The following is a 25,392-nucleotide window of genomic DNA, read 5'->3' as shown; positions in this document are numbered from 1 at the left end:
GAGACCTGTTTGACTGATCGACTCGCGCACACATACCGTCATGCGCGTGAATCGAAACGAGTTGCTCGTAATCGGCCGGCGCGTCCAGCGTTGAGCCTGACTACCTGAGTCGAATACGTCAGCTCGCGTTGCGACGCGCCACCCTCGAACAGCCATGCGCTGTCGGGGGCTTTTTTGTGTTCGGGACAAAAGTCCTGGCATGTGGCCGCTTCGCAAGGCACCACGTGCAAGCACAGTTGTCCGGGGTCTAGTACGAACAGTTAGGAACGAAGACGGTGAGTGCACCAACCGCACGGCCCGGGCCCTCGGCCCGCAGGCCGGCGCCTTCGGCGAATCAGCAGGCCGCGCCCGCTGGCGGTCCGACGAACGCGGCGAACCGCCGCCAGGTCCCGCCCGAGCGGGTCACCGGCGCGCAGTCCGTCGTCCGCTCCCTCGAGGAGCTCGGCGTCGACACGGTATTCGGCATTCCCGGCGGCGCGATTCTCCCGGTCTACGACCCGCTCTTCGATTCCACCAAGGTCCGTCACGTCCTCGTCCGGCACGAGCAGGGCGCGGGGCACGCGGCCACCGGTTATGCGCAGGCCACCGGCAAGGTCGGCGTCTGCATGGCCACCTCCGGTCCGGGCGCGACCAACCTGGTCACCCCGATCGCCGACGCGCAGATGGACTCGGTCCCGATCGTCGCCATCACCGGCCAGGTCGGGCGCGGCCTGATCGGCACCGACGCATTCCAGGAAGCCGATATCTCCGGCATCACCATGCCGATCACCAAGCACAACTTCCTCATCACCGATGGCATCGACATCCCGCGCATGATCGCGGAGGCCTTCTACCTGGCCTCGTCTGGTCGTCCGGGCGCGGTGCTCGTCGATATCCCGAAGGATGTGCTGCAGGCGCAGACCACCTTCAGCTGGCCGCCGGAGATGCGGCTGCCCGGCTACCGTCCGGTGACTAAACCGCACGGTAAGCAGGTGCGCGAGGCCGCGCGGATGATCTCGGAGTCCAAGCAGCCGGTGCTCTACGTCGGCGGCGGCGTGATCAAGGCCGACGCCTCGCCCCAGCTGCTGGAGCTGGCCGAACTGACCGGCATCCCGGTGGTCACCACCCTGATGGCGCGCGGTGCCTTCCCGGACAGCCACCAGCTCAACATGGGCATGCCGGGCATGCACGGCACCGTCGGCGCCGTCGCCGCCCTGCAGAAGTCCGATCTGCTGATCACCCTCGGCGCGCGTTTCGACGACCGCGTCACCGGTCAGCTGGACTCCTTCGCGCCCGACGCGAAGATCATCCACGCCGATATCGACCCGGCCGAGATCGGTAAGAATCGGCACGCAGACGTCCCGATCGTCGGCGACTGCCGCGAGGTGATCGTCGAACTGATCGAAACCTTGAAGGCCGACCCCTCCGGCGCGCCGAAACTGAACCTCACCGACTGGTGGCAGTACCTCGACGGCATCCGCAAGAGCTACCCGCTCGGCTGGACGACGCCGAGTGACGGCTCGCTGTCGCCGGAATTCGTCATCGACGCGCTGGGCCGCCTGGCCGGACCCGACGCCATCTACTGCGCGGGCGTCGGTCAGCACCAGATGTGGGCCGCGCAGTTCATCAAGTACGAAAAGCCGCGCACCTGGCTGAATTCCGGTGGTCTGGGCACTATGGGCTACGCCGTCCCGGCCGCCATGGGCGCCAAGATGGGCGCGCCGGACAAAGAGGTGTGGGCGGTCGACGGTGACGGCTGCTTCCAGATGACCAACCAGGAGTTGGCCACCTGCGCCGTCGAGGGCGTGCCGATCAAGGTCGCGCTGATCAACAACGGCAATCTCGGCATGGTCCGCCAGTGGCAGACCCTGTTCTACGAGGAGCGCTACTCCAACACCGATCTGGGCACGCACACCCTGCGCATCCCTGATTTCGTCAAACTCGCCGAAGCCTTGGGCTGCCACGGCATCCGGGTCGAGCGTGAGGAAGACGTGGAGGCCGCGATCCGCGAGGCGCAGTCCATCAACGACCGTCCCGTGGTGATCGACTTCATCGTCGGCAAGGACGCCCAGGTGTGGCCGATGGTCGCCGCGGGCACCAGCAACGACGAGATCATGGCCGCGCGCGGCATCCGCCCGCTCTTCGACGAGGACGAGCAGGCCGCCGAGCCCGCCGTCATCCACGAGGCGATGTCGCACGACAAGAGCAAGGGGACCGAACAGTGAGCACGACTCACACCCTCAGCGTGCTGGTCGAGGATAAGCCGGGCGTGCTGGCACGGGTCGCGGCGCTGTTCTCCCGCCGCGGCTTCAATATCGAATCGCTGGCGGTCGGCGGCACCGAGATCCCGGAGATCTCGCGTATGACCATCGTCGTCACGGTCGAGGATCTGCCGCTCGAGCAGGTCACCAAGCAGCTCAACAAGCTGATCAACGTCATCAAGATCGTGGAGCAGGACGCCGACACCTCGGTCGCCCGCGAACTGATCCTGGTGAAGGTGCGTGCGGACGCCAGCGTGCGGACCCAGGTCATCGAGGCGGTTACGCTCTTCCGGGCGAAGGTGATCGACGTCTCGCCGGACGCGCTCACCGTCGAGGCGACCGGAACCCGGTCCAAGCTCGACGCGCTGTTGCGGATGCTCGAGCCGTATGGCATCCGGGAGATCGTGCAGTCCGGTGTGGTCGCCGTGGGCCGTGGGCCCAAGTCGATCACAGCGACTCGCTGACGCTCGCCGCGCTGTGTTTCGGGCCACCCCAAAAGCGGGCTGGCCAGCTGAACCGCTTGAAACTAAACAACTTTCGACAAGAAGAACAAGAAGGGAACCTACAGTGGCAGTCGAGATGTTCTACGACGACGACGCCGACCTGTCGATCATCCAGGGCCGCAAGGTCGCTGTCATCGGCTACGGCAGCCAGGGCCACGCGCACTCGCTGAGCCTGCGCGACTCCGGCGTCGAGGTCCGCGTCGGCCTCGCTGAGGGTTCGAAGTCGCGGCCGAAGGCCGAAGAGGCGGGCCTGACCGTCGGCACCCCGGCGGAGGTTTCCGCGTGGGCCGACGTGATCATGGTGCTGGCCCCCGACACCGCCCAGGCGTCGATCTTCACCAACGACATCGAGCCCAACCTGAAGGACGGCGACGCGCTGTTCTTCGGCCACGGCCTCAACATCCACTTCGGCCTGATCAAGCCCCCGGCCAACGTGACCATCGGCATGGTCGCGCCGAAGGGCCCGGGTCACCTGGTGCGTCGCCAATTCGTCGACGGCAAGGGCGTTCCGGCCCTGATCGCGGTCGAGCAGGACCCGAAGGGTGAGGGCCAGGCGCTGGCGCTGTCCTACGCCAAGGGCATCGGCGGTACCCGCGCGGGCGTCATCAAGACCACCTTCAAGGAAGAGACCGAGACCGACCTGTTCGGTGAGCAGGCCGTGCTCTGCGGTGGTACCGAAGAGCTCGTGAAGACCGGTTTCGAGGTCATGGTCGAGGCGGGCTACGCGCCGGAGATGGCGTACTTCGAGGTGCTGCACGAGCTCAAGCTCATCGTCGACCTGATGTACGAGGGCGGCATCGCCCGCATGAACTACTCGGTCTCCGACACCGCCGAATTCGGTGGCTACCTGTCGGGTCCGCGGGTCATCGACGCCGACACCAAGAAGCGCATGCAGGACATCCTGCGCGACATCCAGGACGGCAGCTTCGTCAAGCGCCTCGTCGCCAACGTCGAGGGCGGCAACAAGGAGCTCGAGGCGCTGCGCAAGGCCAACGCCGAGCACCCGATCGAGGTCACCGGCGCCAAGCTGCGCGGCCTGATGAGCTGGGTCGACCGGCCGATCACCGAAACCGCGTAATACGCGCGAATACCCACAGTGGCCCATCCCGATTCGTCGGGGTGGGCCACTGTTGTTTCGGCGGGTCGGCCGCGCATTTGCTGCTGCCGCGTACCTGAGCGAGATCAGCCTCGAACGGAGATCGCAATCGAGGAGTCTCGAACCGACGCCGAAATGGATCTCGGTGTTTACGGGATTCGAGGCCGTCGCAGATCGGCGATTCTCGTCGGGATTTGCGGAAAACCGCCACTTCAGGCGATACCCTCACTATCCGATTCTAGATGCCATGGGTACCCCCAAAATCGCAGGAAGGATCGAAATCGTGCGCAGCCGAATATTTGGATTGGCCGCAGCTTTGACGGGAACCCTCATCGTTGTCGGAGGCGGGACCGTCACCGCTCCACACGCATGGACGCAACCGGCCGGGGAGCAACCGGTCGCGGAGGCTGATTTCTACCTTCCACCGCCATCGTTACCGGACGGGCCGGGCACTATCGTTCGCGCGGAACCGGCGGCGGTGGCAATGTCGGCGCCCGGGCAGCCGGGAATGGTCCCCGCGGTGGCGACACGCCTCATGTACGTCAGCAGTGATACCCACGATGCGCGTACGGCGGTTGTGGGCACGTATCTGCAGCCGAATGTGCCGTGGACCGGCCCGGGCGAGCGGCCGCTGGTCGCATACGCGGGCGGTACCAAGGGCCAGGGCGATCAATGCGCGTCCTCGAAGCTGATGACACAGATCGTCCAGCTCCAGCCTCCGTTGGACATAATCTTCGAATACGATCTGGTGGCAATCCGGTCGCTGCTCAACCGTGGTATGGCGGTAGTGGTGACCGACTATCACGGCCTCGGCACGCCCGACGTGCACGACTATCTCAACCGGAAGTCGCAAGCCTACGCGGTACTGGACTCCGCGCGCGCCGCGCTGCAATTGCCCGGCTCCGGCCTCAACCCCGGCACGCCGGTCATTCTCTACGGGTATTCGCAGGGCGGTATGGCCTCAGCCGGTGCGGCCGAACTGCAATCGAGCTACGCACCCGATCTGAATGTGCGCGGCGCCTACGTCGGTGGGCCGGTGGTGGACGACGAATACTTCATCGGATTCAACGACGGCCGTGCCGATTTCGCGCCGTCATTCGCCTGGATACTCAACGGCATTGCCGCTAACTACCCGGAAACTCGCCAGGTGCTCGACGCCGAACTCAACGACCTCGGCAAGGCGATCCTGCAGGAATCCCAGGGCAAATGCGCGGTCCCGGTCGGACTTGCCCAGGAGCATGGGAACACGTCCGAGTGGACCACCAGCGGACAACCGCTTACCGCCGTTATCGATCGGTCCCCGGCGTTGCAGTCGGCATTCGCCGAGCAGCGTATCGGCACACGCGCCCCGGCCGTTCCGATACTTGCCGCCTCGGCTATGAACGACCAGGGAGCGCCATTTGTGCCGGTGCGCGAAGTGGCCGCCGGTTGGTGTGGTGGCGGAGTGCCCGTTCAGCTGGAATCGAACTCCGAAATTCCCCCCGCATCCGGACTCGTTGGCACCCACGTGATTGCCTTCTTCCCGTCACTGGTGTCCTCGCAGCAGTGGTTGACCGATCGGCTCGCGGGCATGCCCGCCCCAACCAACTGTGCGGCGCTGCCGTAGCACTGTGATTTTCGGTGCGTAATGCCCGGCGGCGGGCCGGTTCCAGGCCGAAACCCGCCGCCGGTTGATCGAGTACCGCCGTTCGATCTCCCGGCCGCAGTGACGATGCACCCAACTCGGCTGAGGAAATTCGCTAGGTCAGAAGGTGGATTTCGACAGATTGCTGGCAGTCGGCGCGGGCACAGCTATTCTGGAGCGACAGTTTTACCGCAACGGATTTCGGCGGCCCCACCCCCTGTCAGTGCTGTTCTGTTGGAGGCTCGAGGCACCTATGTCGATCTTCGAGAATACGGAAAGGCGCGACCCCAAACGGTATCTGTGGATACTGGGGTTGATCGCTCCGAGTTGCTCGGTACTTCCTTCACAACTGGTGGTCCATACGGGCCTCGAAATATTCTGGTGGATCGGCCCGATCATTGTGCTCGCGGTGATCCCGCTGCTGGACACGGCGATAGGGAACGATGGGAGCAATCCGCGCGACGAGGACTACGAGGCCTTGTCCAACGATCGCTACTATCGGTGGTGCACTTACCTTTTCCTGCCGCTACAGTTCATCGGTCTGTTGATCGCGGGATATCTCTGGGCCAGACCGGCGCTGAGCATTTCCGACAAGCTGGGTTTGGCCGTGACACTCGGTTTCGTGTCGGGCATCGGAATCAACGCCGCACACGAACTCGGCCATCGTGTCGAGCACCTCGAACGCTGGCTGGCGAAAATCGCACTGGCGCAATCGGGATATGGGCACTTCTTCGTCGAGCACAACCGCGGCCATCACGTGCGCGTCGCGACGCCGGAAGATCCGGCCAGTGCCCGATTCGGCGAATCACTGTGGGAGTTCCTGCCACGCAGTATGCTCGGCGGCTTCCGCTCGGCTCTGGCTTTGGAGCGTGAACGCCTTTCCCGCAAGGGAAAACGCTGGCTCTGCTTGGACAATCATCTGCTGCAGGCTTGGTCGATGAGTGCCGCACTGTTCGGCACGCTGATCGTCCTCTTCGGGCCTGCGGTGATCCCGTTTCTGGCATTGCAGGCGTTGATCGGCGCGGGGCTGCTCGAGACGGTGAACTACGTCGAGCACTACGGACTGCTTCGCCAGCGCGGCCGAAATGGCAACTACGCGCGTTGTTCCCCGCGTGACAGCTGGAACAGTGACCGTTTGGTCACGAACTTATTCCTGTTCCATCTACAACGCCACAGCGACCACCACGCGAATCCGGGCCGCCGCTACCAGACCCTGCGCAGCTCTGAGCAGGCGCCACAGCTACCTGCCGGCTACGCAAGCATGATCCTGTTGGCCGCCATCCCGCCGATCTGGCGCGCGGTCATGGACCGTCGTGTCCTGGCCCATTACGGCGGTGATATCAACCTCATCAACACCAAACCTCGAACCAGACGTCGCCGCATCTACACTCGCTTGCGCCGGAGACCACTGACCGCCGCATCGGCGGAGCCGGCTACTCGCCCGTAGCGGCGCGGTTGCCTATCGTCTTCGGGGACAACGCAGTCGGAACCATTGTCTGCCGAACAGATCGCGAGTCGTGAGCATCTCATCCACCACACTTGTCCCCACTTCCGTACCGAGCCCGGCATCGGCCGGTCGACGTGCCGAGGCCATCCACCGATTTCTCGTCAAACCGGCCGATGCGGGCATCGCGGGTTCGGTCGACGGCGGCAAGCTACTCGAATGGATCGACAAGGTCGCCTATGCGGCGGCAGCTCAGTGGAGCGGTTGCTACTGCGTTACCGCCTACGTCGGCAATATTCACCTGGACCGTCCGATCGTGGTCGGTGAATTGGTCGAACTGCATGCGAATCTCGTGCACACCGGGCGCACCAGCATGCATATTCTCGTCAGCGTCTATTCGACCGATCCCACGCGACGCAAGCCGGTGCAGACGGCGCAGTGCCTGACGATCTTCGTCGCGATCGACGACAACCGGCGGACCGTTGAAGTGCCGCAATGGAATCCGACGTCGATTCTGGAACTGGAGCGGCATCGGCAGGCGCGGGCGCGGGTTTCGGTTCGGAAGCGGATCGAGGAGGCGATGGCCGCACAGCAGTACACAGCGACGGGTACAGCGCCGACGTCGATTTTGCGATTCCTGGCCGCGCCTTCGGATATCAACTGGGGTGGCAAGGTGCACGGCGGTCGCACCATGCAGTGGATCGATGAGGCCGCGTATGTCTGCGGTGCCGATTGGGTTGGGCAGCATGTGATCACGTCGTACTTCGGCGGGATCCGGTTCTATCGGCCGATTGTCATCGGGCACATCGTCGAAGTGAGTGCGCGGCTGATTCACACCGGGCCGCGGAGTATGCATGTCAGCGTGCATGTGACGTCAACGGATACGCACTCCGATGAACCTGCGCTCGCCGCGCACGGTCTCGCGGTCGTCGTCGCGGTCGACGAGAACGGTAAGGCGCGACCGGTGCGCCAGTGGGTTCCGGTTTCCGCTGAGGATCAGGCGCTCGATGCGCATGCGCGGCATCTCGTCGAATTGCGTGCCGAGGTGGAGCGGTTCACGCAGGCGACCGACGTGCCGGCGGATGCCGAACCCAACCATTTCCGGGTGCCGATGCCGTGACACGTTGTAGCGGGCCTGGTGTCCGGCTTCCCGTTGCGGTGGTCCGGCCTGGATGAGGCCGGATCGTCCAGGTGACAGTGCGGTGGTCCGGACGGTCTGAGGCCGGACCACCGCGGCACGGGCCATGCCGCGTCCAGATAGCTTGTGCGGTATCGAGATCCGTCGACCATGTGGCGGTGCCGCGGGGCGTGTCGTGCAGCGTTTCGACTGCGCTCGACGAGCGAGCCGGACCTGATAGCGCGGCAACCTATCTGGCGGGGCACTAGCTGTTGTTCGGTCTGTGCTGGTTGTTGGGGTTCAGTGGGCTGTTCGGGTTGGCCGGATTGTTGGGGTTGAGCGGACTCATGGGGTTGGCCGGGTTGTTGAGGCTGTGCTCCCACTGGTACCGCGGGTTGTTCGGGCTATTCGGGTTGGCCGGGTTGTTCGGGTTCAAGGGGCTCATGGGGTTGGCCGGATTGTTCAGGTTGTTCGCCCAGTCGCGGGCCTCCCTGTCTCGCCGGGCCTGCTCGTCCCGCCACGCCTGCTCGCACTCGTCCCGGTGCTCGGCACTTTCGCAGTCAACCGTCTGTCCCGATCCGGCCGAACCGGTTTCCGGTGCGGCCCATGCTGGAATTGCCGTGGCGGTCAGGGGAACAGCGATAAGAGCGGCCGCCACGGCCGCTTGGGCCAGCATCCGACGAGGCGTCATTGTCATTCTTCCACTCTTGCGTGCACGCGCCGAAAAATCTCCTGCCACAATCGGATTCAGGGAAATTTCAGTCGAAAGTATGAGCCCGGATGGGACTGGAGTAGGGGCTATCCCCGAGGCGAGTCGCTCCGAAGTCGGTTGCCGCCAAACGTTTCTCGGCACGAGTTCCCGGTTGGCCTGCGGGATGCGACTGATCGCGGTTGGTACCCGATCTATGACAACGGCCCGGCGCCTGTGACGCCGGGCCGTTTCTCTCGATCAGCTGCTGCCGAATGTGCCGCGGGGGAACAGGTGGCGGGGGAAACTCCACGGGTCGTTCCAGCGGCCCGGGAGATCGCAGTCGTCCCAACGGCCGGGACTGTGGTTCCAGTCGTCGAAGAAGCCGGGGCGGTCGCAATCCCAATCGTTGTTGTGCGGGTGCCGCACCTCGGTCACGCCTGGTTCGCTGGTGGCCGGGGCGGCCGAGGCTGGAGTGGCCAGTGCGGTAAACGGGACTGCGGCGAGGGCGCCGGCCATGGCCACCCGGGTCAATCGGCGGGGAGTCGTTCTCGAGAACACCGTGGATCCTTTCTATCTGCGCGTCCGCGAAGACGCCGTCGTTACTCGCCGGATGCAGGGGATGCCCGGTGACGCAACGATTTGCACGTCCACACTCGGCCGCGTCCGGTCGAATGGCAATGGTGCGAACACGATTTCAGGAAGATTCATCCTTTGGTATGACGAGTCCCCCAGGCGGTGGGTGTCGGCCTCAGGGATGGAGCGGAAATCCGCTGGTTCTAGACTGTTACCGATGAGTAAGTTCTTTGGCTCGGTCGACGAGGTGACGCGGCGGCTCACCGACGCCGGATACCTGCCCTCCACCGACATCGCCACCGCGGTGTTCCTCGCCGGTCACCTGGGCAAGCCCCTGCTGATCGAGGGTCCGGCGGGGGTCGGCAAGACCGAGCTGGCCAAGGCGATCGCCACCGCCACCACCTCCGACCTCGTGCGCCTGCAGTGCTACGAGGGCATCGACGAGGCCCGCGCGCTCTACGAGTGGAATCACGCCAAGCAATTGCTGCGCATCACCGCCACGGACAACGCGAGCTGGGACAGCACCCGCGACCACGTCTTCACCGAAGAATTCCTGCTGCAACGCCCGCTACTGGCCGCGATCCGGAATCCGCATCCGACCGTGTTGCTCATCGACGAACTCGACAAGGCCGATATCGAACTCGAAGGACTGCTCCTCGAGGTCCTCGGCGACTATCAGGTCAGCATCCCCGAACTCGGCACCGTGACCGCCGTCCGCAAGCCCTTCGTCATCGTCACCTCGAACGCCAACCGCGACCTCTCCGAAGCGCTGAAGCGCCGCTGCCTCTACCTCCACATCGACTATCCGACAGCGGAATTGGAGCGCGCGATCGTCCGCATGAAGGTTCCCGAGCTCGACGAAACCCTGGGTGAGCCGGTAGTAAGAACCGTCGCCGCCCTCCGCGAACTCTCCCTCCGCAAACCTCCCTCGATCGCCGAAACCGTCGACTGGGCAAGGACTCTCGTAGCTCTTGGCGCCCGAAACCTCACCGGCACCGTCGTCCGATCCACCCTCGGCGTACTCCTCAAAAACCAATCCGACCATCGCATAGCCATCGATCGCCTAGAACTCCCCGCGGCCGACCCCGGCGAACGCAGACCGTCATGATCGCCCCTGTCCCGATCCGGCCCGCACACCCGCGCCATGCAGACGGATATCGGAGGCACCGAGGAGGCTGCGCCCACCGATCGCCGCGCTGCTACTCGGGATCTGTTGCGGGCAGCTTCGACGGGTGCCGAACCCGGGTTCGGCTGCTGGTCGAGGCGGTTCGATGTGGGGCCGACGATCGGGGGATGGCGGGCGCACTGAATATGCGCCGAGAAGTGCGGGCACCCGGTGTAGCGGTACGTCAACTGACACATTCCTTCTCGGGATCTGTTGCGGGCGCTCTCGAAGGATCCCGGCTGTGGCTGCCGGGGGAGGGGGACGAGTGGTGACATCACTTGGGCGGCAACCCGCGGACACGATGACCGATCGCCTTGTCGAGTTCGTCGGACTGTTGCGCGACCACGGAATCTCGGCTGGCCCGAGCGAAACCATCGACGCCGCCGAGGCAATGCTCGCGCTCGGCCTATCCGACCGCAACCGCCTGCGCTCCGGTATGGCCGCCTGCCTACTGCGCCGCAACGGCCAGCGCGCCGTCTTCGACCAGCTCTTCGATCTCTACTTCCTCACCGCCGAGCAACCGGCAACCCCGTCGGCTTCCGAATCCATCGACGATCTGCGCGACCGCCTGGTGGACGCACTCGCCCGAGACGACCGCACCGCCGTCACCGAACTCGCCCGGCAGGCCCTCACCGCACTGGGCGGCTACGGGGGAGTCGGCACCGGAGAGTCCTCGCGCCCGGTCACCACCGCATCGGGTGCGGGCTGGTCCTCCTATCTGACCATGAAATCCCTACGGCCAGAAGAACTTATCGATCGCATCGTCGAGCGCATCGGCACCGATCTCGACACCACCGTCCGCACCATCGAAGCCGACCGCCGCCTCCGCGAATTCCGCACCGCCGTCCAATCCGAGGCGCGCCTGCGCTCCGCCCAACTCCGCGGCACCGAATACATCGCCCGCCGCGGCATCGAATCCAGTACCGACCAGGTCGACTTCCTCGGCGCCCGCACCCAGGACCTCGCCGAAATGCGCCGCCTGGTAAACCCGTTGGCCCGCAAACTAGCCACCCGCCTCGCCGCCCGCCGCCGCAAAGCAGTCCGCGGCCAGATCGATATGCGCCGAACCCTGCGCCGCTCCATGGCCACCGGCGGCGTGCCGATCGACCCGGTCCTACGCGCCCGCAAACACGGCCGCCCCGACCTCGTCGTACTCGCCGACTTATCCGGCTCAGTAACGGGTTTCGCCGAATTCACCCTGCAACTCGTCCAAGCGCTACAAGACCAATTCAGCAAGGTCCGTAGCTTCGGCTTCATCGACACCTGCGACGAAATCACCGGGTTCTTCACCCCGGGCGAACCTCCCGCCCCCGGCACCGCCGCCCGAATAATCCGCAACTCCAACGTCGCCCGCTTCGGCAGCAGCAATTACGGCGAGGCCTTCCAAGGCTTCGTCGACAACTACCTCGACGCGTTAGGCCCCCGCACCTCCCTGTTGATCCTCGGCGACGCCCGCACCAACCGCACCGACCCGAATCTCACTGCCTTGCAAGCAATGACCAACCGAGCCAAACACGCCTACTGGCTCAACCCCGAACCGTCCCGCTCATGGTCCACCGGCGACTCCGCCGCCCACACCTACGCCGAGCAGATCACCATGCACGAATGCCGCAACGTCAAGCAGTTGGCCGAGGTAATCGCCCGACTCCTGCCAGCCTGACCGCCCGGCTCCGTGGTTGGACATTACCGTGGCGACACGGCGTGTATTGCCGCAACCGTTTGCGCGACCGTGGTCAGCCGAGAATCGGCATAACCGTGTCGACAATTGATTCGGTCGTGGGCAGCGCCGCGCCAAACGCCGGGCGGGCTCAGATGACGCTGAGAACGCGGCGGCTCGTAGATCCACCGTGTCGGAAATCTGCGCGTCGGCATGCGACATCGACATGTGCGCGACGACAGCGTCGATTGCACGATGCGGCCCGATAATCCAACTCCGGACCTGCGGCGCCGCCCGTAGCGGGACGTACCGCAGCCGTCCGCTATGAGCGCGCTGTCGCCGAGTCAAGCGGCGGCTGTCCCTATGGCCGACAGTGCGAATCGCTTCCCGCGTCTCCCTGAGAATGCGTGTGACTCGAACGCTGTTCTGACTCGGTTGCTACCCGGATCACTGGCGCGTGCGTTGCGCGGATCTTGTGAGTGGGAGAGAGTCAGTGATTGGTACACGCCCGGTGCTCCGATCGCGGCAAAGGTTGGGGTTCGGCAAGGTCGTTAGGGGAGAGCTGACAGATGGCCCGTATTCGCGAGATTGTTCCCAGTACCCAGAACGTTCGGGCGCACAAGCTCGACGACGCCGTCAGCTGTCAGTACAAGGTGATCGAGGATGGCGACGGTGCAACCCTGGTCCACTTGTCGACCTTCGGATCCGAACAGCGCGAATCTCCACCCAAGAGCAGTCAGTCGATTCAGCTCAACCGCCAGAATGCCGCAGAGCTGATCTCCATATTGAGCGCAGCATTCGGGTTCGCTTGGCGGCCTAGGCATGCGGCCATCGTGGAGGATCAGCCTGAAACCGATGTCGAGGGCCACATTGAGCTCGATTTCCCCGACGCCACCGACGAGCTCGCCGCGCAGTTGTACATGCCGAAAGAGTGGCTGCAGGAGTGCATCGACCTGCTCCGGGACCGACCGCAACTGATCTTCTATGGTCCGCCGGGCACCGGAAAGACTTATCTCGCAAAGGCTATCGCGAAGCATCTGGCCGGTGCCGAGCACGTCAAGATGGTGCAGTTCCACCCGTCGTATTCGTACGAGGACTTCTTCGAAGGGTTCCGTCCGGTCGAGACGGAGAACGGTCAGATCGCCTACGACATCCATCGGGGTCCGCTACGTCAGTTGGCCTCTACAGCACGGAAAGATCCAGGGAATCTGTACGTCCTCATCATCGACGAGGTCAACCGAGGCAATCTATCGAAGATCTTCGGCGAGCTCTACTACTTGCTGGAATATCGGGATGAGAGTATAAACCTGCTCTACTCCGACAAAATAGAAATGTTCAGCCTGCCGAAGAATGTGCTGATCATCGGAACGATGAATCGAGCCGATCGCTCTGTCGCGCTGGTGGATTCGGCGATGCGACGCCGTTTCGCCTTTGTGCATTTGCATCCGTCGAAGGAACCGACGAGGAGCGTACTGCGGAACTGGCTGAAGGACCATGGAGAAAACGAGGTGATCGCTGACATCGTAGATGAGCTGAACGAATCCATCGGCGATGAAGACTTCAAGATCGGCCCTTCTTACTTCATGCGCCCAGGTGCCACCTCCAAGATCGGGATGGATGTTGCATGGCGCACCACCGTTCTCCCGCTGATGGAGGAGTATCACTTCAACGACACCGATGTCGACGTGCACGATATGTATGGCTTGGCCAAGATTGAGGAGCGTGTGGCTTCCCAAGACGCTGAACCGGACACCCAACCGTGACACTCACAGTCGATCTTGTCGAGCATGGTCGGCCGGGAACGATCGATCTTTCGGACGACCAGTGTGAAGCCCTTCGCCGAGTCAAAATTGCTGGGATAACTCCTATCTCACAAGGGAAGTACAGAATTAAACCTGGGCAAAAGGTTGGTTCGGTCCGGCTGGGTGCTGTGCAGATCAACATCCGTCCGAAGATCGCCGAACTGAATAGAATTCTGTTCTTCATAGGCTACAGTTCAAATCCTGCGATCTGGCGAGACGAGTTCGTTCGACTCGCAAAGGCTGACGGACTCTTTCCGGCGGTCGCGGAATCGTTTGTCCGCCTGGCATCCGACGCTTTCGGGCGTGGATTGTTGCGCGGTTACCGCTCTACTGCAGACTCGCTGTCGGTGGTACGTGGGCGGGTTCGATTCCAGGAGCAGATCACTAGAAACTACGGGTTGCCGGTCCCGATCGCCGTCGAGTACGACGACTTCACGGCGGATGTTCCGGAAAATCGGGTCATCTTACTCGCCGCTTTGCGCCTGCTCGGCATGCCGGATATCGGCGTCGGCGCGCGGCAGCAGCTCAGTCGCATACGAACGATCCTGGACGAGATAACAATCGTTTCACCTCGTGAACGAAGACCGGACTACGGATTGAACCGACTCAACCTTCGCTACCACGATATTCTCCGGCTGTCCGAAGTTATCCTCGATAACAGTTCGTTCGGCCAGCAGCGCGGACCCCTCGCTGTCTCGGGCTTCGTATTCGATATGTGGAAGATCTACGAGGACTTCGTCACTGGTGCGATCAGCATGGCTATGCGCCAGTTCGGGGGGCATCCAAAGACGCAAGAAGACCATTACATGGACACGTCGTCGAGGATAAAGTTCATCCCGGACCTTGTCTGGTACAACGCTGATGGCGACCCGCTGGCGGTCGTGGACGCGAAGTACAAGGCCGAGAAGCCGAAGGGATTCCCCGAAGCCGATCTTTACCAGATGCTGGCATACTGCTCCGTTCTCGGTTTGAAAGAGGGCCACTTGATCTACGCCAAAGGCAACGAGCCCGCAGTCAAACACGCCATCAAGACCTGCAACATCACCATCCATTGCCACGCGCTCGATCTGTCCCTGCCTCCAAATGCTCTGCTGAAGACCATCGACACGTTGGTGCGCACGATCCTCCATAAGTAGGTGCGAGGTATCCCGCTGCCCTGGTGGCTCAATCCAGAACTAGCTCGCTCCGGGGTAGCGTGTCTATTGCACGGAGTTTGGAGGGAGATCGTCAAGCCAGTCGATATTGTTGTCGCGCTCGATGTAATGGCCGCCGGGCGGATTTGCGTACCCGGTCAGCAAGTTCGCTCGAGTTATCGGAGACGCAGCCGAGAGGTTTGAGTCTCGGATGCTCTTCCAGTCGCTCCAGTGCCATCCGGCACCTGCGTCGATGTTGAATATGGTTGCTTCGTACTCGACTCCGTTGACGAATACCTGTGCTTCAGTCGGCCCATCGGGATCTCGAACAATGACTACCTCGACATGTGGAATCATGCGGCGCCGGGTCAACCAGTTCATCAAAGCGTCAGCAATCATTGGATCTTTCCTCCAGATCGGTGTAAGGCGTCGATGTCAAGGTGTACGAAGTCCGCCCGCAGCAGCTCAGAGCGGCAGGATGGCGATAGTTGTATTGGTCGGTGTCGCCGCTGGATATCGGCCAGCCATCCTCGCCGACCTCACACCACGAACCGTCCGCCCGATGGAGTACCGGCCGGCTGTCCGAAGGTGCCTGTTGCAGCTTCTCGGCGGTGTCCGCGTGGAACGTGGCAAGCAGTGCCTTTACGGAGGGCGCGACCGCGTTTGGTGGACAGGGGAACTCGGGCATCGGACTCGAGCTCACGGCGTTCTGCGGCCGATGTCGGCAGGATTCAGCAGCGCCGCCCAGTAGTCGTGCTTCAGGGCGTCCCACAGATCGCTGTGTTTCGGAAGCATGTGTCGCGCGTCGGTCAGATCGGGGTAGGCGTCGAACATGATCGTTCCCGGTTGCGCGTCCGGAAGCTGTATTCGGGACGGCCAGCGGCAGGCGGTGAACGACTCGTGCGGGAACTGCACGCGCAGGATGCGCGCAGAACTCCCGACCAGTTGCCACACCGCGACCTTGTGGCCGGCCTGGGTTTGCGTGGTCCGCAACACATCTCGGCGCATCATGCTGCTCCGCCGTTGGTGCGCCCAGTGCCGGGGGCCTCGACACCCCGGCACCGAGACGATTCTGTGGGAATGGGCTGGCCCGCCCATGAGCGGATCGCGTCCGCGAACCGCTCGACCATGTCGGCCGGTGCTCCGCTGTAGATGGCTGGCGGCCCGACGTACGGATTGCGTTTTGGAAGCTCTCGGCTCGGCATGTGCAGACCTCCAGGACCTCGACGGTTGTGGGTTGCGCCCGGTGCCCTGAAACAACTCCTGAGAGTGTTCTCTTCGGGCGTATAACCAGCACACACTGTGTCGGTGCTGGTAGTAAGGTCGTCGGAGGTGTTGAAGGGTGGTGGAAAGCCCACCGTCGCTGACCAAATGGGTGATGTGATGAAGGCTCCGAACACGCAGCTCTCGCAGTGGCTCACCCGTTCCGGGTGGAGCAACAAGGAGTTGGCGCGCCGCGTGCGCGCCCTCGCGATCGAGTGGAACGAACCTCATGTCAGGCCGGACGCCTCGAGCGTGCGGCGCTGGACGGACGACGGGGAAGCCCCACGGCAGCCGGTTCCGGCGATGCTCGCGGATCTGTTCTCCGTGCGGTTCGGATTTCGCGTGACTACCTATGACCTCGGTCTGGGTGACGCACCGTCTGTTGACCGCGCCCTCACATACAACCCATCGTTGGCCGAGACGGTAGAAGCCGTCGCAGATCTTGGGAGGGCAGACGTGGACCGGCGAAAGTTGCTTGTCACCGCGCCGTTTGCGATAGTCGCGGCGATCGGACCATCCCGTGACTGGCTGCTCAACACCCTTGACCAGTTGCCTGACGAACGGCAACGGGTGCGACTCGAAGACGTCACCGCGGTCAAGAATATGTTCGCCACCTTCCAGGAGATGGACATCTTCCAAGGTGGCGGCTCGGGTCGGTTGGTGCTGGCTGCGTACATGAACGAGCACGTCTACCCGCTGCTTCGCCGGACATTCACCGCCGAGGTTCGACTGGCACTGTGCGGAGCGGCTGCCGAACAGACCTATCTGCTCGGATGGATGGCGTTCGACAATGGCGAGCACGGGACCGCGCAGCGGTACTTGATCCAGGCACTGCGCCTTGCCGAGGAATCGCGAGACCCAGCGCTCGGCGCCCACGTGCTTGCCGGAATGGCCGATCAAGCGACCCTGCTCGGCCACCCCAAGGAGGGCCGTCGACTGGCCCAAGCGGGCCGCCAAGGGCTTTCGAAGCTGAACTCCCCGGCATGTCTCGCGGACCTGTGGACGCTCGAAGCTCGCGCCCTGGCGGTCCTAGGCGACAAAGTCGGGACGGCGCAGGCGGTCAACGCCGCCGAGGACGCGTTCACTCGCGTGGAACCCGATCACGAGCCGGAGTGGGCAAAGTTCATCGATGAGGCGTACATCTGCGGCGAGTGGGCCAACGCCTTCCGAGACCTCGGACAACCCGAGGACGCCGCACCACACGCCCGACGGTCGATCGCCCACGCCCGCACGCAGAATCGTGCGCGGCGAGGTGCGTTGTCTCATGCCGCGTTGGCCGTCACGCACATTCAGAAGCGCGACCTTGATGCCGCCTACGCGGCAGGTGTGCGGACGGTTGATCTCTCCAGCAAGGTGAAGTCGTCTCGCTCGGTGGAAGCGGTCCGCGACGTTCAACAGCGCATGAGGTCATTCGGGCCGCACCCCTTGGTCGCAGACTTCAACGAGCGCGCTCGGGCACTGCTGGTGGCGTGACCCAAATCGTCAGGAGTGCTGCGCGGCCTACAGCCTGGCGATGCTCGATGGAAGGGCGGTGTCGGGCATGGCGAGGGACGATTACGAAAATGAGCCGAATGCGCCCAGCCGAATAGTCTCGTTCCCGCGGCTTCCGTTGTCCTAGTGAGAAATTCGATGAGTTGGATCCGCGGTCGCGTGCTCGGAGGCCGCACGGCGGCGTCGCAGGCGAAGCACTAAGTTGCTTGCCTGCGCGGCCATGGCGGTGGGACGCACGGTGAGTGCTCGGACACGATAACAAGGTCGACGGTCCTGTGGAGGACAACGAGCGTCGGGTCGCAGGTAGCGCAGCCCGATGCAACGGAGCGATCAGCGCCGGACTTCGGCCACTGAGACCGGGCGGCGCTCGGTGCGTGACAACTCACACGCCTCTGCGATGTAGAACGCTTCGAGGGCATCCATTGCGGTGCACAGGTTTTGAGATCGCACGAAACGACTGACAGGAACGCTGCCAACGCGTGCGTGTACGAGCGCCGGAACCGTTCCTTTTGCGGGCGGCGCACGCTCACACGCTGCTCATCGACATGTCGCCACCGCGTCCGCCGACGCATGTAACAGGTGGTTCGCCCCGGCCGAAAAGCACAGCATCGCCGCGGATCTGCAGCGTCGATTGCAATGGGGGACAGCATCGTTACCGGCTGACCCCAGCTCTATCTGTGACTGTGCGTACCGAATGTCGAAGGGTGAACGCTGTGACGTCTCCGATCCTGATCAAGGGCCAGAATATGCCGTTGCCGGAGGACGTCGTCCGGGTCGATGTCGTGATCGGGTGGGTGGAGTCGGAGATTGAAGTCGATGCGTCCGCGCTACTGCTAGGCGTCGGCGGAAAGGTCGGCTCCGACAGTGATTTCGTCTTCTACAACCAGCCGGAATCGTCGGACGGTTCGGTGCGATTCCTGGGTACGAGCGCGACTGAGGAAGGCGCGCAGGCCAGGATCGCGATCGATTTATCTGCAGTTCCGGACAATGTACACACAGTGGCGCTTGCCGGTAGCGTCGGCAGTGGAACATTCGGGGACCTCGGCAAACTTGCGCTCCGGGTCGTTGATGCAGCGGGCAAGATCCTGGCTGATTACGTCACGGCTGATGCCACTTCGGAGTCGGCGTTTGTGTTCGGTGAGGTGTACCGCCGGGGCAGCGAGTGGAAGGTGCGGGCGGTAGGGCAAGGCTGGGATTCTGGATTAGCGGGCCTGGCAACGGATTTCGGTGTCGATATCGATGAAGATGAGGATACCGATCCGTCCGTTACGCCGCTGGATGCGGCACCGGCAAGCGAACCGGAGCCGGTTATCGCGCAGCATGTCATTTCCGTCGACGTCGCTGCGCCGATCCACGAGCGCGCACCACACAACGAGCCGAATACCACTGTGCGGACTCGCGGTGTGCGAACCGCCAAACGGGTGGCGAAGAAGGCCAAGCCGATAGAGTTCAAGCTCGCTGAGGGCGACAACTGGCAGCCGGCTCGATTGTTTTCAGTGTTCGGAGTCGGTGCGGGCGAGGAGCAGGAGAAGCGCGCTACCTCGGCGTTAATCGCCACGATGCAGGTCGTGCGTCCATTCGCTCGGGCGCTGTGCGCGAGGATAGGTGCTCCGGTAGGCGCTTTCGAGGGATACGTCGAAGTGCAGTACGAGCGGGGCGAATCGAAGGTCATCCCGGACGCGGTGCTGAAGGTGGTTCGGGGAAGTCGGATATGGACTGGTCTGCTCGAGGTCAAGACCGGTAACGGCAAGCTCAGGCGCGATCAACTCGAGAGCTACCTCGACGTGGCGCGTCGGAAGAAGTACGACGCGGTGGTCAGCCTGTCGAACGATGTACCGGCCAGCGCGGGTGAACTTCCCGTAGAGGTCGACCGCCGCAAACTGACGAAGGTCGCCCTGCGTCATTTGTCGTGGGCAGAAGTGGCGCATGAGGCGCGAATGTTGCTCTCGCACGGTGGTATCGAGGACGACTTGCAGGTGTGGATCTCGAGCGAGTTCCTGCGATACCTTGACCATCCTCGGTCGGGTGCCGTCGAGTTCGTCGACATGGGGCGCCACTGGGTTGCTGTTCGCGACGCGGTCACGGCGGGCACATTGCGTGCGAGTGACCAGAAGGCATTGACGGTCGCCGATACATGGGTGTCCCTGTCGCGCCATCTGGCGCTGCGGCTCACCTCTGAACTCGGTGTGACAGTCAAGCACGTGCTGTCCCGGCGACACCTCACCGATCGGGTCGCCCGAAGCGCAGCCGTTACAGAGCGGCTGGCTGCCGACGGAACATTCGAGGCTGTGCTGCGGATTCCTGACACTGCAGGGGATCTGGTCGTGGTCGCGGACATTCGAACCAACAAGGTTCGCTGCCGTACGACCCTCGACGCGCCGAACGAAGGGACGTCTGGTCGGCGGGTGTCGTGGTTGCTCAAGCAACTCGTGGACGCACCAGGCGATGTTCAGGTCGAAGCGGTGTTCTCGGAGCGAGGCAATGAAGCGTGTGAGCACCTCGAAAAGGTGCGCGCGGATGCCAAGGTGCTTACGGGCGGTCGCGTCGGCACTATCGTGTCCTTCTCACTCGAGCAGACCTTCCCGATGGGCAACCGGCGATCCGGGACGGCGGCGAGCTTCATCACTAGCGTCACCTCGGCGACCGACTCGTTCTACGGGGCGGTGATTCAGCCGCTGCGTGGATGGGTACCGGCGGCGCCGAAGCAGCCGGATCCGTCCCAGCCGGAAGCTGGGGTGGCTGCCGATATGTGACCCGTACGGGCGACATCATCGCGTGACGATCCGCTGACGTCGTCTTTAGCGGCTCGGCAGCACCAACTTCTCGAACGACGTCTGGACCAAAACGGCTCCTGGTGTCGGACCACTCTCGCGGGGTGCGCGGCGGCAGGGCGTGATACCGAGAGCTCGACCTAGTTGCTGGCGTGTTTGTGCTGCCAGGCCGCCAGGGCGAGGGCGGCTACTCCCAGTAGAAGAAGGAGGACACCGGAAGTCATTAGGCGGGTGGAGATTTGGGAGAGGCGGGTGGAGCGGGAGCGGGTGGTGAAGTAGGCGTCGGTGGGGAGGTTGTCGCCGATGAAGCAGGACTTGGCGGCTTGGGTGGCTTTGGTGGCGCGGGAGTCGGTGACTACAGATGCGGTCAGGGCGGTGACTGCGGCCGTGATGCAGAGGATCGAGATGGTGGTGAGTGCGGCGAATGGCATGAGATCCCCCGGCTTCTAGAGGTCAGTGGGTGGTCGCGCTGACTACAAGAAGTGTTGCAGGAGGGTCTGACATCTTTTGCGGTACAACAGGTTTGTGAGCGGGCGTCGGTTTGTGCGGTTCGAAGCTGCGGAAGCGAACCGGCATGGGCGGTATCCGGGGGTGTTCGGGCTGGTCAATGGGTTGGCGCGGACGGGGGCGTTGACGGGGGAGCAGGAGCGGTTTCGGCGGGGCAACAATGATTGGTACAACGCGAACCTTGTTGATCCGAGTGAGGTGGATCCTGGGATCTACGACCGTGCTGTTCATCCAGGAGCGGCGTCGTGGTTCAAGGCGGCGGCTGTGGGGATGATCGGGCGGGTGGAGGGGTATCTCGCGATCCTTGATGCGCATGGGGTGGGGTGGGTGCGGTTGGATTCCGATGCGCCAGGGGAGATCCTGTATGAGGATTCGAATCAGGTGGTCGCGGTGCAGCGTGCCGGGTCGAAGCGGGGGCCGTCTACCGCTCGGCTTGTGTAATGCGTTTGGCCAGTTTCCATTTCACGTACTCGCCGAGTGGTGTGTCCGGCCATTTGCGGCACGCGCGGCGGCGGTGGTTCCTGACCTCTTGTTCGGCAATGTCGGCGAGGGCGGGGTCTACCGGGCCGATTGACTTCAACAGAGTTCGGGCGTCGAAGTGGCGGTTGGCGCGGTGGGCTCGGGCGCGCTTGCGGGGGAGGTTCTTGCGGGAGGCCTTGTCGTTCTCGCCGTACGTGTTTCGGCGGTCTCTGGCATAGCTGAGCTGCTTCTTCTGCCGCGGAGTCCTCCTCATGGGATGAGGATAGCGGTGGCCGCTCGGCATGAGCATGTGGTTTTCTCGGCCCTGAGCCCTGAGCCCTGAGCCCTGAGCCCTGAGCCCTGAGCCCTGAGCCCTGAGCCCTGAGCCCTGAGCCCTGAGCCCGCGACGGCCACCGTCGCAGAAGCACCGAATTACACGCGACCGGGGCCGAGGACAGTATTGCCGCAGGAAGTCGCCGCCCGAGCGCCTCACCGGATCAAGATCATGGGGAACTGGTGGCGGTCCTACTCGGGCGATGCCGCCATGGATTCCCCGTGATCGTCGGTCCAGTTGGCTGGGACCTGGTGCGGCTGGTGCCGAGGCGGGTTGGTCAGCGGCGGACTTCGGTCAGGGCAACTGGTCGACGTTCGTGGCGTGAAAGTTCGCATGCCTCAGCGATATAGAACGCTTCGAGTGCGTCGGCGGGTGTGCAGGGGTTGGCGAGTTCGCCGGATACCACGGAGAGGAACGCGGCGAGTTCGTCGGTGTACGCCCGGCGGAAGCGTTCCATGAATCCGGGATAGGCGGGCAAACCCGAAGGGGCGTAGTCGGGTTCGACGGAAGTCAACGGTGACCGGTCGTCGAGTCCGACGATGGCATTGCCGCGGGAGCCGAGGGCTTCTAAGCGGACGTCGTAGCCTGCGCCGTTGTAGCGGCCGAGTGAGACTGTGGCAAGAGCGCCGTCGTCCAGGCGCAGCAGCACCGCTGCCGTGTCCACATCGCCCGCGTCGGCAAAGAATTGTTCGCCGCGGTTGGCTCCGGTTGCGTAGACCTCCACTACTTCGCGCCCCGTCACCCAGCGGATGATGTCGAAATCGTGGACGCCGCAGTCGCGGAACAAACCTCCGGAGCGGGGGATGTACTCGGCGGGTGGGGGTGCCGGGTCGAGGGTGGTGGCGCGCAGGGTGTGTAGCCAGCCGAGTGCCCCGGAGGCGATGGCATCCCGCGCGGCGCGGTAGCCGGCGTCGAAGCGGCGCTGGAAGCCGATTTGGACTGGGACGGTGGAGTTTTGGATGTGGGTGATGACGGAGAGGGTGCCTTGGATGTCGGCGGCTACCGGCTTTTCGCAGAAGACGGGGATGCCCGCGTCGACGGCGCGGGTGATGAGTTCGGGGTGGGAGTCGGTGGCGGTCGCGATCACAAGGCCGTCAAGGGGTGCGGCGAGTAGGGCATCGATATCGGAGACGGCTTGAAGGCCGAGCTTTCCCGCGGCGACGTGGGCGCGTTCGGCGTCGGCGTCCGCGACGATGACGGTGTCGACACCGGGCAGGTGTTTCAGCGTTTCGGCATGGGAGGTGCCGATGCGGCCGACGCCGGCCAGGCCCACGGTGAGTGCAGATGTCATCGACTCTCCTTCTGGTGAAATAGCGGGTGGGTAATGCTTCAGTTTCGGGGTGCTGCGGTCGTCGCGCGCACGACCAAGGCCGGTTCCAGACGGCGGCGCACCGGTTCGGTGCGACCGTCGCGCAGCCGTTCGACGAGCGCTTCGATTGCCAAGCGGCCCATCTGAATTCGCGGCTGATCGATAGTGGTCAGGGAAACATGTCGCAGCGCGGCGAGCGATGTGTTGTCGTAGCCGACGACCGAAACATCGTGCGGTACCGAAAGACCGGCCTCTTCCAGTGCCGACATCGCGCCGACGGCATTGAAGTCGTTGCCGCACACCAGTGCGGTGGGAAAGTTGTCGCGCGAGAACAGATTCAGCAGTTTTTGAACCGCTGCGATACCCGCCGAGTCGGTGTGCTCGCTGGCGATAGTCATGGGCTCCAACCCATTTCGCGCCATCGCGGCACGGTAACCACGACGGCGCAAGGCGGAGGTGAAGGCCCCGCCGCCGTCGAGATGCACGATCCGGCGGTGGCCGAGCGAGACCAGATGATCCACGGCGAGTGCGGCGCCGACCTCGCCATCGTCATTGACGGTATCGACGTCGGCAATGGTCGAGCTGCGCGAAATGAGCACGATCGGGCACTTCTGGGCGGCGTCGCGGATGGCTGCCACCGGTAGTACGGGTGAGAGCAGGATGATGCCGCCGGGGTGGAAGGACAGCAGGCTCTCCAGCGCGGTGCGTTCACGGACGGCACTGCGGCGTCCGGTATTGAGGATCAACTCCACGCCCGCGTCCTGCGCGGCCGCGTCCATACCCTCCACCACATCGGCGAAGAACGCATTGCGCAGGTCGGAGACCATGACGCCGATGATGTTGGAGGTCCGGCTGGCCAGCGAACGAGCCATGATGTGCGGCTGATAGCCGAGATCTTTCGCGGCCGCGAGCACTGCGCGGCGACGATGTTCGCTGACCTTGGGGGAGTTGCGCATGACGAGGGAGACCAGCGCGCGGGACACCCCGGCGCGGGCGGCGACGTCCTCCATGGTCGGTCGCGCCATATCGCCTCCATTCCGCATCCACCGTGCTCCTGCAGTGTCGGACGTTACAAGGTCGGCCAGACCTAATCAATAGAGCGCTCTAATCCGACATTTTTCCCACCGCGAGCGCCGGGCATTTCCGCTGGAAGTGTCAATTTTCGCAGGTAGCAGCGATAAAACAGCGACCGATGCAGTACTTGACACAGTATGACCTACGTTACATAGTTGGAGCGCTCCAATAGCGCCAAACGTCGATCGACACACGAAGGTCGGAGAGCCCGGATGACCCAACCTCGCTATCCGCTGCGCATCGCGGCCGCGCCGATCTCCTGGGGAGTCTGCGAAGTCCCCGGCTGGGGTCATGTGCTCGATGCGCGGACCGTCCTCACCGAGATGGCCGCCCTCGGCATCTCCGCGACGGAACTGGGCCCACCCGGCTACCTACCGCGGAATCCAGCCGAATTGCGCTCGCTGCTGGATGATTTCGACATCACCTCGGTCGGTGGCTTCCTGGCCCTCCCGCTGCACCGCCACCCGGAGCGGGCAATCGAGACCACCCGCGAGAACGCCGCGCTGTTCGCCGCGACGGGCGCGGAGGTGATCGTCCTCGCGGCCGCGACCGGCCTGGCCGGATACGACACTCGCCCAGCGCTTTCCGACGAAGAGTGGCGGACCCTGATCGAAACCGCCGCCGCCATCCGGGATGTCGCCGCCGAATTCGGACTGCGCACCACCCTGCATCCGCACGTCGGCACCTACGTCGAGAGCGAAGCCGAAGTCGACAGGTTCCTAGTCGATTCCGATCTCGACCTCTGCCTGGATACCGGCCACTTGCTCATCGGCGGCACCGATCCGGTGCGCCTCGCGCAGCGCTATCCGGATCGCGTCGGACATATCCATCTCAAGGATGTGCGCCACGCGATCGCCGACCGAGTGCGCAGCGGCGCAATGGAATACAGCGATGCCGTCCGCCGCGGCATCTACGTCCCGCTCGGCGAGGGCGATATCGACATCGAGGCCCTGGTGCGCAGCGTGCACGCCGCAGGTTACCGCGGCTGGTATGTCATCGAACAGGACACGGCATTGCGCCCCGACGATTCGGCAGCACAGCCGAGCCGCGACGCCGCCCGCAGTCTGATCCACCTTGCGGGCATAGGTGCCGCGCTGGGCTCACCCCGATCCCCTTGGGCCCGAATCTAGATGGGAAGT

21 protein-coding genes are annotated in these 25,392 nt (G+C 63.8%); 13 read left to right on the top strand and 8 right to left on the bottom strand.

Going from position 1 to position 25,392, the window contains the following annotated elements; translation table 11 throughout:
- The first annotated feature begins 275 nt into the window (after positions 1-275).
- The 6 genes from OIE68_RS22020 to OIE68_RS21995 all read left to right on the top strand — a co-directional run bounded on the left by OIE68_RS22020 (position 276) and on the right by OIE68_RS21995 (position 8,027).
- A complete protein-coding gene (locus tag OIE68_RS22020; RefSeq protein ID WP_327101230.1) occupies positions 276-2,204 on the top strand; it encodes an acetolactate synthase large subunit in 1,929 nt (642 codons plus the stop codon).
- Positions 2,201-2,704 carry an acetolactate synthase small subunit gene (gene ilvN / locus OIE68_RS22015; RefSeq protein ID WP_062984804.1) on the top strand — a complete coding sequence of 168 codons (504 nt, stop codon included), beginning with the start codon at positions 2,201-2,203 and terminating at the stop codon, positions 2,702-2,704. The genes OIE68_RS22020 and ilvN overlap by 4 nt, the downstream gene beginning before the upstream one ends.
- A gap of 115 nt (positions 2,705-2,819) precedes the next feature.
- Positions 2,820-3,821, top strand: coding sequence for a ketol-acid reductoisomerase (ilvC, locus tag OIE68_RS22010; protein WP_174555227.1), 1,002 nt, complete (start codon positions 2,820-2,822; stop codon positions 3,819-3,821).
- Positions 3,822-4,359: 538 nt separating this feature from the next.
- A complete protein-coding gene (locus OIE68_RS22005; protein WP_327101229.1) occupies positions 4,360-5,445 on the top strand; it encodes a lipase family protein in 1,086 nt (361 codons plus the stop codon).
- Between the two features lie 271 nt (positions 5,446-5,716).
- Positions 5,717-6,910, top strand: a complete 1,194-nt coding sequence (locus tag OIE68_RS22000) for an alkane 1-monooxygenase (protein ID WP_327101228.1) — start codon at positions 5,717-5,719, stop codon at positions 6,908-6,910.
- A 145-nt stretch (positions 6,911-7,055) separates the two neighbouring features.
- Positions 7,056-8,027, top strand: coding sequence for an acyl-CoA thioesterase (locus tag OIE68_RS21995; RefSeq protein WP_419150782.1), 972 nt, complete (start codon positions 7,056-7,058; stop codon positions 8,025-8,027).
- 262 nt (positions 8,028-8,289) lie between these two features.
- Here OIE68_RS21995 and OIE68_RS21990 read toward each other — a convergent pair whose 3' ends face one another.
- A complete protein-coding gene (locus tag OIE68_RS21990; protein WP_327101226.1) occupies positions 8,290-8,700 on the bottom strand; it encodes a hypothetical protein in 411 nt (136 codons plus the stop codon).
- A 273-nt stretch (positions 8,701-8,973) separates the two neighbouring features.
- Positions 8,974-9,273, bottom strand: a complete 300-nt coding sequence (locus OIE68_RS21985) for a hypothetical protein (protein ID WP_327101225.1) — start codon at positions 9,271-9,273, stop codon at positions 8,974-8,976.
- A gap of 232 nt (positions 9,274-9,505) precedes the next feature.
- On the opposite strand from OIE68_RS21985, the gene OIE68_RS21980 reads away from it, so the two are divergent.
- From OIE68_RS21980 to OIE68_RS21965, 4 genes are all read left to right on the top strand, one after another.
- Positions 9,506-10,396: a MoxR family ATPase gene (locus tag OIE68_RS21980; protein WP_327101224.1), complete on the top strand. Its 891-nt coding sequence runs from the start codon at positions 9,506-9,508 to the stop codon at positions 10,394-10,396.
- A 358-nt stretch (positions 10,397-10,754) separates the two neighbouring features.
- A complete protein-coding gene (locus OIE68_RS21975; protein WP_327101223.1) occupies positions 10,755-12,113 on the top strand; it encodes a vWA domain-containing protein in 1,359 nt (452 codons plus the stop codon).
- A 566-nt stretch (positions 12,114-12,679) separates the two neighbouring features.
- Positions 12,680-13,873, top strand: a complete 1,194-nt coding sequence (locus tag OIE68_RS21970; protein ID WP_327101222.1) for an McrB family protein — start codon at positions 12,680-12,682, stop codon at positions 13,871-13,873.
- A complete protein-coding gene (locus tag OIE68_RS21965) occupies positions 13,870-15,048 on the top strand; it encodes an McrC family protein (protein WP_327101221.1) in 1,179 nt (392 codons plus the stop codon). The genes OIE68_RS21970 and OIE68_RS21965 overlap by 4 nt, the downstream gene beginning before the upstream one ends.
- 63 nt (positions 15,049-15,111) lie before the next feature.
- On the opposite strand, the gene OIE68_RS21960 is transcribed toward OIE68_RS21965, so the two are convergent.
- Complete coding sequence (locus OIE68_RS21960; protein WP_327101220.1) at positions 15,112-15,444, bottom strand: hypothetical protein; 333 nt, start codon at positions 15,442-15,444, stop codon at positions 15,112-15,114.
- Between the two features lie 300 nt (positions 15,445-15,744).
- Positions 15,745-16,056, bottom strand: coding sequence for a hypothetical protein (locus OIE68_RS21955; protein ID WP_327101219.1), 312 nt, complete (start codon positions 16,054-16,056; stop codon positions 15,745-15,747).
- Positions 16,057-16,353: 297 nt separating this feature from the next.
- On the opposite strand from OIE68_RS21955, the gene OIE68_RS21950 reads away from it, so the two are divergent.
- Together OIE68_RS21950 and OIE68_RS21945 are read left to right on the top strand one after the other, a co-directional pair.
- Positions 16,354-17,781: a hypothetical protein gene (locus OIE68_RS21950; RefSeq protein WP_327101218.1), complete on the top strand. Its 1,428-nt coding sequence runs from the start codon at positions 16,354-16,356 to the stop codon at positions 17,779-17,781.
- A 731-nt stretch (positions 17,782-18,512) separates the two neighbouring features.
- Positions 18,513-20,552: a TerD family protein gene (locus OIE68_RS21945; RefSeq protein ID WP_327101217.1), complete on the top strand. Its 2,040-nt coding sequence runs from the start codon at positions 18,513-18,515 to the stop codon at positions 20,550-20,552.
- A gap of 158 nt (positions 20,553-20,710) precedes the next feature.
- On the opposite strand, the gene OIE68_RS21940 is transcribed toward OIE68_RS21945, so the two are convergent.
- The 4 genes from OIE68_RS21940 to OIE68_RS21925 all read right to left on the bottom strand — a co-directional run bounded on the left by OIE68_RS21940 (position 20,711) and on the right by OIE68_RS21925 (position 24,204).
- On the bottom strand, positions 20,711-21,001 hold the full coding sequence (locus OIE68_RS21940; RefSeq protein WP_327101216.1) for a hypothetical protein: 291 nt from the start codon (positions 20,999-21,001) through the stop codon (positions 20,711-20,713).
- 497 nt (positions 21,002-21,498) lie between these two features.
- On the bottom strand, positions 21,499-21,810 hold the full coding sequence (locus tag OIE68_RS21935) for a hypothetical protein (protein ID WP_327101215.1): 312 nt from the start codon (positions 21,808-21,810) through the stop codon (positions 21,499-21,501).
- Between the two features lie 337 nt (positions 21,811-22,147).
- Positions 22,148-23,161, bottom strand: a complete 1,014-nt coding sequence (locus OIE68_RS21930; RefSeq protein WP_327101214.1) for a Gfo/Idh/MocA family oxidoreductase — start codon at positions 23,159-23,161, stop codon at positions 22,148-22,150.
- A gap of 38 nt (positions 23,162-23,199) precedes the next feature.
- Positions 23,200-24,204, bottom strand: a complete 1,005-nt coding sequence (locus OIE68_RS21925) for a LacI family DNA-binding transcriptional regulator (protein WP_327101213.1) — start codon at positions 24,202-24,204, stop codon at positions 23,200-23,202.
- Between the two features lie 261 nt (positions 24,205-24,465).
- Here OIE68_RS21925 and OIE68_RS21920 point away from each other — a divergent pair, with 261 nt between their 5' ends.
- Complete coding sequence (locus OIE68_RS21920; RefSeq protein ID WP_327101212.1) at positions 24,466-25,383, top strand: TIM barrel protein; 918 nt, start codon at positions 24,466-24,468, stop codon at positions 25,381-25,383.
- Positions 25,384-25,392 lie beyond the last annotated feature (9 nt).

Source organism: Nocardia vinacea (genome assembly GCF_035920345.1).
GTDB lineage: Bacteria > Actinomycetota > Actinomycetes > Mycobacteriales > Mycobacteriaceae > Nocardia > Nocardia vinacea_A.
Note: the sequence above shows the minus strand (reverse complement) of the source record. Positions and strands in the feature narration are given on the sequence as shown.